General features: G+C 47.6%; 10 protein-coding genes. All 10 read left to right on the top strand.

Annotation, left to right across the window (positions count from 1 at the left end; genetic code table 11):
• The first annotated feature begins 12 nt into the window (after positions 1–12).
• A complete protein-coding gene (gene infC, locus BQ9893_RS04735) occupies positions 13–627 on the top strand; it encodes a translation initiation factor IF-3 (RefSeq protein WP_075964958.1) in 615 nt (204 codons plus the stop codon).
• Between the two features lie 60 nt (positions 628–687).
• On the top strand, positions 688–885 hold the full coding sequence (gene rpmI / locus BQ9893_RS04730) for a 50S ribosomal protein L35 (RefSeq protein ID WP_075964957.1): 198 nt from the start codon (positions 688–690) through the stop codon (positions 883–885).
• Between the two features lie 108 nt (positions 886–993).
• On the top strand, positions 994–1,338 hold the full coding sequence (gene rplT, locus BQ9893_RS04725) for a 50S ribosomal protein L20 (RefSeq protein WP_075964956.1): 345 nt from the start codon (positions 994–996) through the stop codon (positions 1,336–1,338).
• Positions 1,339–1,348: 10 nt separating this feature from the next.
• Complete coding sequence (locus BQ9893_RS04720; protein ID WP_244155051.1) at positions 1,349–1,633, top strand: hypothetical protein; 285 nt, start codon at positions 1,349–1,351, stop codon at positions 1,631–1,633.
• A 180-nt stretch (positions 1,634–1,813) separates the two neighbouring features.
• The gene (locus BQ9893_RS04715) at positions 1,814–3,988 is read left to right on the top strand and encodes a glycoside hydrolase family 20 protein (RefSeq protein WP_075964955.1); all 2,175 of its coding nucleotides are present in this window, start codon (positions 1,814–1,816) and stop codon (positions 3,986–3,988) included.
• A 36-nt stretch (positions 3,989–4,024) separates the two neighbouring features.
• Positions 4,025–6,268 carry a GH92 family glycosyl hydrolase gene (locus BQ9893_RS04710; protein ID WP_075964954.1) on the top strand — a complete coding sequence of 748 codons (2,244 nt, stop codon included), beginning with the start codon at positions 4,025–4,027 and terminating at the stop codon, positions 6,266–6,268.
• A gap of 143 nt (positions 6,269–6,411) precedes the next feature.
• Positions 6,412–8,169 carry an aspartate--tRNA ligase gene (aspS, locus tag BQ9893_RS04705; RefSeq protein WP_075964953.1) on the top strand — a complete coding sequence of 586 codons (1,758 nt, stop codon included), beginning with the start codon at positions 6,412–6,414 and terminating at the stop codon, positions 8,167–8,169.
• An 84-nt stretch (positions 8,170–8,253) separates the two neighbouring features.
• Positions 8,254–9,351: a Nif3-like dinuclear metal center hexameric protein gene (locus BQ9893_RS04700; RefSeq protein ID WP_075964952.1), complete on the top strand. Its 1,098-nt coding sequence runs from the start codon at positions 8,254–8,256 to the stop codon at positions 9,349–9,351.
• Position 9,352: 1 nt separating this feature from the next.
• A complete protein-coding gene (locus BQ9893_RS04695) occupies positions 9,353–10,117 on the top strand; it encodes a zinc ribbon domain-containing protein (RefSeq protein WP_075964951.1) in 765 nt (254 codons plus the stop codon).
• Between the two features lie 4 nt (positions 10,118–10,121).
• On the top strand, positions 10,122–11,456 hold the full coding sequence (gene tilS, locus BQ9893_RS04690) for a tRNA lysidine(34) synthetase TilS (RefSeq protein WP_075964950.1): 1,335 nt from the start codon (positions 10,122–10,124) through the stop codon (positions 11,454–11,456).
• Positions 11,457–11,546 lie beyond the last annotated feature (90 nt).

Raw genomic sequence — 11,546 nt, 5'->3', positions numbered from 1 at the left:
AAATCTTTTTGAATGAAGAATGACAGTCTGAAAGAACAGTATAGAATCAACGAACGTATTCGTGTTCGTGAAGTTCGTTTAGTAGGTGATAACGTAGAGCAGGGAGTTTATCCTACTTCTCAGGCATTAAAGATGGCTGAAGATCAAGGGCTCGATCTGGTTGAAATTTCACCGAATGCTGCGCCCCCCGTTTGTCGAATTACTGATTATCAGAAATTCCTTTATCAACAGAAGAAGCGCCAGAAGGAACAGAAGGCGAAATCTGTGAAAGTGGTTGTGAAGGAGATTCGTTTCGGACCTCAGACCGATGATCATGATTACAACTTCAAGTTGAAGCATGCCAAGGGATTTTTGGAAGAAGGAGCAAAAGTAAAAGCATATGTGTTCTTTAAAGGACGTTCCATTCTTTTCAAAGAGCAAGGAGAGGTATTGTTGCTTCGTTTTGCCAATGACTTGGAGGAATACGGAAAGGTAGAACAATTGCCGGTATTGGAAGGTAAGCGTATGATCATCATGCTGACACCGAAGAAAGCCGGAGCTGCCGCAGCTTCCAAACCTGCCGTTTCAAAACCGGTAGTGAAGAAGGTGATCGTCACTCCCAAGCCTAAGACTGAAGAGTCTGAATAATAAAGAAAGAAACCACCCCATTAGAGGGTGTAAAGTTTAATAATTAAAACATATTGGAAAATGCCTAAGATGAAGACTAATTCCGGTGCCAAAAAAAGATTCGCTCTTACCGGAACAGGTAAAATCAAAAGAAAACACGCTTTTAAAAGTCACATTCTGACGAAGAAGACTACAAAGCAGAAGAGAAATCTTACTCACACAGGCTTGGTTGCCGGTGTAGACGTAAGCAACGTTAAACAGTTGCTTGGTTTAAAGTAATCTTTTTTAATTAAGCGAGTTTTACAAGATTTTTATTAACCGAATGTATTTAGCAAATAAGATCATCCGAAAGAGTGATGACGCTAACATTCAAAACAGATTAGTATTATGCCTAGATCAGTAAATCATGTTGCTTCAAGAGCAAAAAAAAAACGGATTTTAAAACTTACCCGTGGTTACTATGGTGCACGTAAGAACGTGTGGACCGTTGCTAAGAATACCTGGGAAAAAGGTTTGACTTATGCATTCCGTGACCGTCGTAACAAGAAACGTAACTTCCGCGCACTGTGGATTCAGCGTATCAATGCTGCTGCCCGTCTGGAAGGTATGTCTTATTCTCGCCTGATGGGAGCTTTACACGCAGCAGGTATCGAAATCAACCGTAAAGTTCTTGCCGACTTGGCTATGAACCACCCGGAAGCTTTCAAAGCAATCGTTGCTAAAGTTAAATAATTGACATTATATGGCAATTGGAAAAGAGCTTCAGAAATGGAGCTCTTTTTTTTGTCAAAAGTTTGGAGGTCTCATTCCTATTGCATATCTTTGTGATAAGAAAAATGAGTTAGCCGCACATGTTCGATTGGGAAACTCATCAGTTTATTTTAATTCCGAGACACAGCTCTTGTCGTTAATGGCGGGCCGCACCCTTCGGGGCATGCTTAGCACGGCGGATTACAAAGATGGCAAAGCACTCAAATCCTGTCATACGGAGTTTGTTCATATCTACGGTGCGGCTTTCTTTACATAGGAGGATATGCCTGAATAGGCATATCCTCTTTTTTTGTACCCCGTAAAGCATAGCTTTAGACAGTGTAAGGCTATGGGTTAGGGTAGCTAAAGCATAGCTTTTTATTTGGAATAGGGGTTTGTCCGTTTTTTCTTCGTATATTTACCCACCAAGAATAAAACACACTAAACTAAATATTTTATGTTACTGCCAAAACAGTCTCGCAATTGTGTAACCGAACTGGCTTTCGCCTGCTTGTTACTATTCGTTTCCTGCACTTCGGAGGAGGTCCGGCAAGTCAATCTTATTCCCAAACCGGAACAGATGACAATGACCGGAGGAACCTTCAGGGCCGACAGCCTCGCTTTATTCGGTGAGCAATCTGCCCGGAATATCAATACCGTGATCGATGATGCCTGGTCCGGAAGCCTGGAAGGTTATCAGTTGGATGTGACGTCGAAAGGAATCGACCTGCGTGCCGGTTCTCCGGACGGCCTGTTCTATGGGATACAGACGCTACGCCAACTCTATGCCGGAGGAGAGGTGCCATGTGTTTCGATCCGGGATAATCCTCGTTTTGGGTATCGGGGATTACATCTGGATGTTTCCCGCCATTTCTTTTCCAAAGAAGAAGTGATGAAATTGCTGGATGTGATGTCTTTTTACAAGCTGAACACCCTGCATATGCACCTGACGGATGCCGGAGGATGGCGTATTGAGATAGACAAATATCCGAAGCTGACTTCTGAAACGGCCTTCCGCACCGAATCCGATTGGCGGAAGTGGTGGGACGGGCACGACCGTAAGTATCTGCCGGAAGGAACACCGGGCGCTTATGGCGGTTACTATACGAAGGAAGACATTCGGGAGATTGTGGAACATGCGGCTTCCAAGCATATAAACATAATACCGGAGATCGAATTTCCGGGACATTCGGAGGAGGTTCTGATGGCCTATCCCGAACTGAGTTGTTCCGGCAAGCCTTACCTGAACGGCGATTTTTGTATCGGCAACGAGCAGTCGTTTACATTCATGGAAGATGTATTGGCGGAGGTGATCGATCTTTTCCCGTCCGAATATATCCATGTCGGCGGCGATGAAGCCGGGAAGTCCGCCTGGAAAAAATGCCCGAAGTGCCAGGCTTTGATGAAGAAAAAAGGAATGAAGAGCGTGGACGAGCTTCAGAGTTACATGATTCATAGGGCTGAAGAGTTTCTGAATTCAAAGGATCGCAAGCTGATCGGCTGGGACGAGATACTGGAAGGCGGCCTGGCTCCGGAAGCTACTGTCATGTCATGGCGAGGAGAAGACGGTGGAATCAAATCGGCACGGATGGGACATGATGTGGTGATGACACCGGGCAATTATATGTATTTGGATTTCTATCAGGCCGATCCGAAGACACAGCCGTATGCCATCGGTGGCTATACGCCGATAAAGAAAGTGTATAGCTATGACCCTGTCCCGGCGGATTCGTTGACGGAGGAGGAATGCCGGCATATTTTGGGTGTGCAAGCCAATACCTGGACCGAATACATCCAGACACCCGAACATCTGGAATATATGATGTTCCCGCGGGCTCTTGCCGTAGCCGAGATAGGATGGACGCCGCAGGAATTACGGACATGGGAAGATTTCAAACCCCGCATGAATGCGCATATTTCCCAATTGCAAGGAATGGGAATCCGTACTTTCACCCTTTCGGACGAAATAGAAGTGACCATGCGGGTCGATACGGCAGGCAGAAAGATTGAAGTCATACTGGATGCCGAGAAATATCCGGCAGAAATCCGCTACACGACGGACGGTTCCGTTCCGGCTGCATCGTCCGCCTTTTACACCGGGCCGATAATCGTGCAGGATTCCGCTCATATCAAAGCCGCCATTTTCCGGGGCGGAGTGCTTCAAGGGACACCGACGGAAAAGAAGGTGGATTACCATCGGGCCATCAATAAGCCTATACATTATAATAGTAAGCTCTACAAAGGCTATATGGCCGGAGGAATGAACGCCCTGTTGGATGGTTATCGCGGTGGCCTGACTTATCTGGACGGACGTTGGCAAGGCTATTTGGATGACCTAGACTGTGTGATCGATATGGAAGGGGAAACGGATATCCATAAAGTGTCTGTCCGTTTCATGCAGCTGACCGGCCCGGGAGTGTTCCAGCCCGGACAAGTGGAGCTGCAGACTTCGGAAGATGGTGAAAACTTTATTTCCCGTGGGATTGTTCCAACAACGATTCCGGCAGATGATCCGAACCTCCTGTTCCAGGAATATACGTTCGACGGTAACTGGAAAACCCGTTATGTCCGTTTGAAAGCGCCAAGGGCGAATCCCGGTTTTATTTTTGCGGATGAGATCGTCGTTTGGTAGATTGAAAATTAAGAATTAAAAATAAGAATTGGTGCTATGAAGATATTGTTGTTCTCTTTTCTGTTAAGTTGCTGTTCAGCGCTGGTCTCCGCGCAACAGCCGGTCGATTATGTGAACCCGTTTATCGGGACAAGCAACTACGGGACGACCAATCCGGGTGCGATTTGCCCCCAAGGAATGATGAGTGTCACCCCTTTCAATGTGATGGGGTCGACAAGTAATAAGTTTGACAAAGACAGCCAGTGGTGGTCCACACCTTATTCGGCTGATAATAGTTTCTTCACCGGCTATGCACATGTCAACCTGAGCGGTGTCGGTTGTCCGGAGATGGGAAGCCTGTTGCTGATGCCTACTTCCGGGGAACTGAATGTGGATTATCACGAATATGGCAGCGGATATAAGAACGAGGTGGCCCATCCCGGCTATTACAGTAATATCCTGACGAAATATAACATCAAGACGGAAGCGACCGCCTCCATGCGTACCGGCCTGACACGTTTTACTTTCCCGAAGGGGCAGGGGAATATCCTCTTGAACCTGGGTGAAGGGCTGACGAACGAGACCGGTGCGACTGTCCGTATGGTGAGCGATACGGAGATAGAGGGGAGCAAGTTGCTCGGAACGTTCTGCTATAACCCGCAAGCCGTTTTCCCGATCTATTTCGTGATGAAGCTCAGCAAAGCCCCCAAGCAGGCCGGCTACTGGAAGAAGCAGCGCGAGATGAAGGGAGTGGAAGCGGAATGGGATGTCTATTCCGGCAAATATAAATTGTATACGAAGTACGATCGTGAGATGAGCGGTGACGACATCGGCGTCTGGTTCAAGTATGATACCGAAGAAGGCGAGGTGATTGAAGTAAAGATGGGTGTCTCGTTTGTCAGCATCGAGAATGCCCGCCTGAATATGAACACCGAACAGCCGGATTTCAATTTCGACAAAGTGCGTGCGGTTGCCGGCAAGATGTGGAACGACGATCTGTCGCGTGTGATGGTGGAAGGCGGGACGAACGACGATAAGACGATTTTCTATACCGCCATGTACCACCTGCTGATCCATCCGAACATCATCCAGGACGTGAATGGCGAATATCCGATGATGGAAAGCCTGAAAGTCGGCCATACTACCGGAAACCGCTACACGGTCTTTTCGCTCTGGGACACCTACCGCAATGTCAGTACATTGATGACGTTGCTCTATCCCGAAAAGCAGCTCGACATCATCCGCACCATGATCGACATGTACAAGGAAAGCGGATGGCTTCCGAAGTGGGAACTGTACGGACGCGAGACGCTGACGATGGAAGGTGATCCGTCTATCCCTTATATCGTGGATGCTTATATGCGCGGTTTGCGCGATTACGATATCGAGACTGCCTACGAAGGCATGCGCAAGGGCGCTACTACTCCCGGCGAGTTCAATCTGCTCCACCCGGACAATAACGACTATATGAGCAAAGGCTACGTCCCCTTGCGTGAACAGTATGATAATTCGGTTTCGCATGCTTTGGAATATTATATCGCCGACTGGAATCTCTCGTTGTTGGCAGATGCGTTGGGAAAGAAGGAAGACGCTAAGCTGTTCCGTGAACGGGCTATGGGCTATAAGCATTACTATTGCAAGGAGTTCGGCACGCTTCGTCCCATCCTGCCCGATGGCACGTTCTATTCTCCATTCGATCCGAAGCAAGGGGAGAACTTCGAGCCGAGCCCCGGTTTCCATGAAGGAAACGCCTGGAACTACACGTTCTATGTTCCTCACGATGTCAAAGGCCTTGCCAAACTGATGGGCGGACAGAAGAAGTTTGTCGATAAGTTGCAGATGGTTTTCGACAAAGGGTACTACGATATGGCAAACGAGCCGGATATCGCCTATCCGTATCTTTTCAGCTATTTCAAGGGAGAAGCCTGGCGTACGCAAAGGCAGGTTCGCGAATTGTTGGGCAAATATTATCACAATGCCCCCAACGGGCTTCCCGGCAACGACGATACGGGGACGATGTCTACCTGGGCGATCTTCTCGATGATGGGATTCTATCCTGCCTGTCCCGGTGACCTGGATTATGTCTTGACTTCTCCGACTTTCGACAAGGTGACGATCCGGCTGGATGAGAAGTTCTATCCGAAAGGCAGCCTGGTGATCGAATCCTCCCATCCGACACCGGATGATATTTATATTAAGGAGGTGACGGCCGATGGTAAAAGGCTGAAAGGTTATACGATCTCGCAACAGGAACTGGTCAATGCCGGAACGTTGCGGTTCACATTGGAGAGTGAACATTAACCGGATACCAGATAAGGAAACTCTTTTTGCAAGAAAATATTTAGGTGCCGCAGTCCGGTTTTTCAGCGGATTTGGCGATAACGTCCTTATATATTATTATCTTTGCAGCCATAGTTTGAAAATAATAGTTTAATCCATATCATATGTATAGAACAAGAACATGTGGCGACCTGCGCCTTGCTGACGAAGGCTTGGTGATTACGCTGGCCGGCTGGGTACAGAAAACCCGTAAGATGGGTGGCATGACGTTCGTGGACATCCGCGACCGTTACGGTATTACACAATTGGTGTTTAACCAGGAAGTTGATGCCGCTCTTTGTGAGAAAGCAAATAAACTGGGACGCGAATATGTTATCCAGGTAACAGGAACCGTTCGCGAACGTTCCAGCAAAAACCCGAATATCCCTACAGGTGAGATCGAAATCATCGTATCGGAACTGAATGTCCTGAATGCAGCCGTGACTCCTCCTTTCACGATTGAAGACGATACGGACGGGGGTGACGACCTGCGTATGAAATACCGTTATCTGGATTTGCGCCGCAACGCCGTCCGCAAAAACCTGGAACTGCGTCATCGTATGGCTTTCGAGGTGCGTAACTATCTGGATAAGCAAGGATTCCTGGAAGTGGAAACTCCGGTGTTGGTCAACTCTACGCCTGAAGGGGCGCGTGACTTTGTCGTGCCTTCCCGCATGAATCCCGGACAGTTCTACGCGTTGCCCCAGTCACCGCAGACATTGAAACAGTTGTTGATGGTTTCTGGTTTCGACCGTTATTTCCAGATCGTGAAATGTTTTCGTGACGAAGACCTGCGTGCGGACCGCCAGCCCGAATTTACACAAATCGACTGCGAAATGAGCTTTGTGGAACAGGAAGACGTGCTGAACATTTTCGAAGGAATGGCCAAGCATCTGTTCAAGGTGATTCGTGGTATCGATATAAAAGAAGCTTTCCCGCGTATGACTTGGCATGACGCCATGAAATATTACGGAAGCGACAAGCCGGACCTGCGTTTCGATATGAAGTTTGTCGAACTGATGGACATCATGAAAGGACATGGTTTCTCCGTATTCGATAGCGCAGCTTATGTAGGCGGTATCTGTGCGGAAGGGGCAGCCTCTTATACGCGCAAGCAATTGGATGCGCTGACCGAGTTTGTGAAACGTCCGCAGATCGGTGCGAAGGGCATGGTATACGCCCGTGTGGAAGCCGATGGCAATGTGAAGTCGAGCGTGGATAAATTCTATACGCAGGAAGTATTGCAGCAGATGAAGGAAGCCTTTGGTGCAAAACCGGGCGACCTGATTTTGATCCTTTCCGGCGACGATGCAATGAAGACGCGCAAACAGCTTTGCGAATTGCGTCTGGAAGTGGCCGGTCAGTTGGGGTTGCGTGACAAGAACAAGTTTGCCTGCCTGTGGGTGATCGATTTCCCTCTGTTCGAGTGGAGCGAAGAAGATCAGCGTTTCTATGCAATGCACCATCCGTTTACTTCTCCCAAACCTGAAGATATTCCTTTGTTGGATAGCGATACGGGAGCCGTCCGTGCGAATGCATACGACATGGTGATCAATGGTGTCGAAGTGGGTGGCGGTTCTATCCGTATCCACGATAGCAAGTTGCAGGATAAGATGTTCCAGTTGTTGGGCTTCACCGAAGAAAAGGCGCAGGAACGTTTCGGTTTCTTAATGAATGCCTTCAAATACGGTGCGCCTCCTCATGGAGGTCTGGCCTACGGTCTGGACCGTTGGGTATCTCTGTTTGCCGGTTTGGATTCTATCCGTGACTGTATCGCATTCCCGAAAAACAACTCCGGCCGCGATGTCATGTTGGATGCACCCGGACAACTGGATGATTCGCAGTTGGAAGAATTATGCCTGAAAGTAGATATTAAGGAGTAATATACCGATAGGTCGATTTGCCGGTATGCTGATGAATGGTTCATTGGCCTATTGGCAAATTGATTTGTTTATAAATTGTTGATTATGTTAAAGGTTAAGGATATACTGAAAGAAATCGAACAATACGCCCCGTTGCCATTGCAGGAGAGCTTTGACAATGCAGGTGTGCAGGTAGGCGATGTGAATCAGCCGGCTACCGGTGCGCTTCTTTGCCTCGACGTCACCGAAGAAGTCGTGGATGAGGCGATAGAGATGGGGTGTAACTTGATTGTCTCTCATCATCCTTTGGCCTTTAAAGCATTCAAATCTCTGACCGGCTCGACTTATATCGAGCGGTGTATGATGAAAGCCTGCAAGTATGACTTGGTGGTCTATGCCGCCCATACCAATCTCGATAATGCGGCGGGAGGCGTGAACTTCCGTTTGGCAGAACTGATCGGGCTGGAGAATGTCCGTGTCCTGAGCCCGCAGAAAGGAGCATTGCTGAAGTTGGTTACTTTTGTGCCGGAAGCCTATGCCGATTTGGTGAGGACGACTCTGTTCAATGCGGGAGCCGGAACGATTGGCGACTATGATTCATGCAGTTTCAACCTGCCGGGTAACGGAACTTTCCGTGCCGGTGAAGGAACGAATCCGTTCTGTGGTGAAATCGGCGAGTTGCATGTGGAACGGGAAATCCGTATCGAAACGATATTACCCGCTTTCCGCAAATCGACGGTGACCCGTGCATTGCTTTCCGTCCATCCTTACGAAGAGCCTGTGTTCGATTTCTATCCATTGGACAATGCTTGGAACCAGGTCGGTTCGGGGGTAGTGGGTGAGTTGCCTGAAGAAGAGGACGAACTGGCCTTCCTGCAACGGGTCAAAGAACTGTTTCAGGTGGGGTGCGTGAAGCATTCCGCCTTGATCGGTAAACCGATACGGGAAGTTGCTTTATGCGGAGGGAGCGGGGCTTTCCTGATCAAAGACGCGATCAACTACGGTGCGGACGTTTTCATTACGGGAGAGGCTAAATATAATGACTTTTACGATGTGGAAGACCTGATTCTGCTGGCGGTTATTGGTCATTATGAAAGTGAAGTCTGTACAAAAGACATCTTTTATAACATAATATCGAAAAAATTCCCTACCTTTGCGGTGCATTTTTCGAATGTTAATTCAAACCCGGTAAAATATTTATAGAATGGCTACAGATAAACAATCAGCTGAAAAAGAGATTACAGTTGAAGAAAAGCTTTCTACGCTGTATCAGCTTCAGACGATGATGACTGAAATTGATAAGATCAAGACGCTTCGCGGCGAACTTCCTTTGGAGGTACAAGACCTGGAAGATGAGATCGCTGGTCTGGAAACACGTCTTCAGAACTATCAGTCGGAAATTAAAGACTTTGAAAACGCTGTTGTAGAACAGAAACATAAGATTACGGAGTCAACCGGTCTGATTGAAAAATATAAAACGCAGTTGGATAACGTGCGTAACAACCGTGAGTTCGACAACTTGTCAAAAGAAATAGAATTCCAGGGACTTGAAATCGAGTTTTCTGAAAAGAAGATTCGTGAATTCGGTGAAGCGGTCAACCGTAAGAAGGAAGAAATAGCCGAACTGTCCGAAAGACTGGAGGGTCGTAAAGCGGACTTGGTCCAGAAGCAGAGCGAATTGGAACAGATCATTTCCGAAACCAAACAGGACGAAGAGAGACTGCGCGAAAAAGCAAAGAAACTGGAAGCGAATATCGAGCCGCGCCTGTTGACTGCTTTCAAACGTATTCGTAAGGGAGCGCGTAACGGTTTGGCTGTCGTATATGTACAGCGTGGTGCTTGTGGTGGTTGTTTCAACAAGATTCCGCCTCAGAAACAGTTGGATATCAAGTTGCGTAAAAAAATTATCGTTTGCGAATACTGTGGTCGTATCATGATCGACCCTGAATTGGCAGGTGTAGAAGATTAATCGGATGCGCGACGTTGTCCGTGCATATATAGAGAAATACCGGTTGCTTACGGAAAACCGTCCGGTTCTGGTCGGTGTAAGTGGCGGAGCTGATTCAATAGCCCTACTCACCCTTTTGGTGGAGTCGGGCTATTCCTGTATAGCGGCGCATTGTAATTTTCATTTGCGGGGAGACGAATCCCTGCGTGACGAGCAGTTTGTAAGAGAGTATGCCCGAAAACTGGACGTACCTTTTATTATGACGGACTTCGACACCCGGAAATATGCGGCCGACCGTCATCTTTCCATTGAAATGGCTGCTCGCGAGTTGCGCTATGGCTGGTTCGAAGAACAACGGGTCGCAACCGGGTCGCAAGCAGTTGCCGTGGCCCATCATCGTGACGACAGTGTGGAAACACTTCTGATGAACCTGGTACGCGGAACCGGTATTCGGGGAATGAGCGGGATTCGCCCTAAGAACGGATTTGTGGTACGCCCTTTGCTTGCCGTGAGCCGTGAGGATATCTTGAAATGGCTTGCCGGACGCGGGCTGACGTATGTGACTGACAGTACCAATCTTTCCGAGGCCTATACGCGCAACTTTATCCGCCTGCGTGTCCTTCCGCTTTTGAAAGAGATCAACCCTTCCGTGAAGGAGGCGATAGCCCGTACGTCCGAACATCTGTCGGCGGCTGAAGCCGTTTATTTGCATGTGGTGGAAGAGGCGAGGAATACCGTGGTCGAGCAAGGAGATCGTCTTTCTATTGCCTCCCTGATGTGTTACCCGTCGCCCGAAGCTATTTTATATGAGTTGCTCAAAACCTATGGCTTTACTCGTCCGGTGGCAGAGGATGTTTATTTGTCCCTGACGAAAGAATCAGGCAAAACTTTTTTCTCTTCAACACACCGGTTGATAAAAGATCGGGACTACTTATTGTTGTCTCCCCTTGTAAAAGAAAAGGTTTGTGAATATACACTGACCGGCGGCGAGAATGTTTGGTCCGGTCCTGTTGAACTTTCTTTCGAGAAGATTGTTCTAAAAGAAGAGTTCCATATCCGGAAAGATAAAAACATCGCCTATTTTGATTACGACAAACTGACTTTTCCGCTTACCCTGCGTACATGGAAAGAGGGAGATTGGTTTATTCCTTTTGGCATGAAAGGGCGGAAAAAATTAAGCGATTATTTCTCGGATCATAAGTTCAGCCGTTTCGATAAAGAACGAACTTGGCTCTTATGCAGCGGAGATGCTGTTATCTGGATTGTAGGAGAACGTTCAGATAATCGTTTTTGCCTGGATAAAACAACTAAAAGAGTGTTAGTTGTGAATTTTTTTCCGACAAAAAGCGAGAGTAACTGAAAATATTATTACATTTGCAAAGATTTACTCCGCAGATGTGTTACTAATGATTCAAATTAGCTGAACAATCCGGTTTTCACATGAAATTAT

It is taken from the genome of Parabacteroides massiliensis, from assembly GCF_900155425.1.
Lineage (GTDB): Bacteria > Bacteroidota > Bacteroidia > Bacteroidales > Tannerellaceae > Parabacteroides > Parabacteroides massiliensis.
This window is presented reverse-complemented; position numbering and strand designations above follow the sequence as displayed.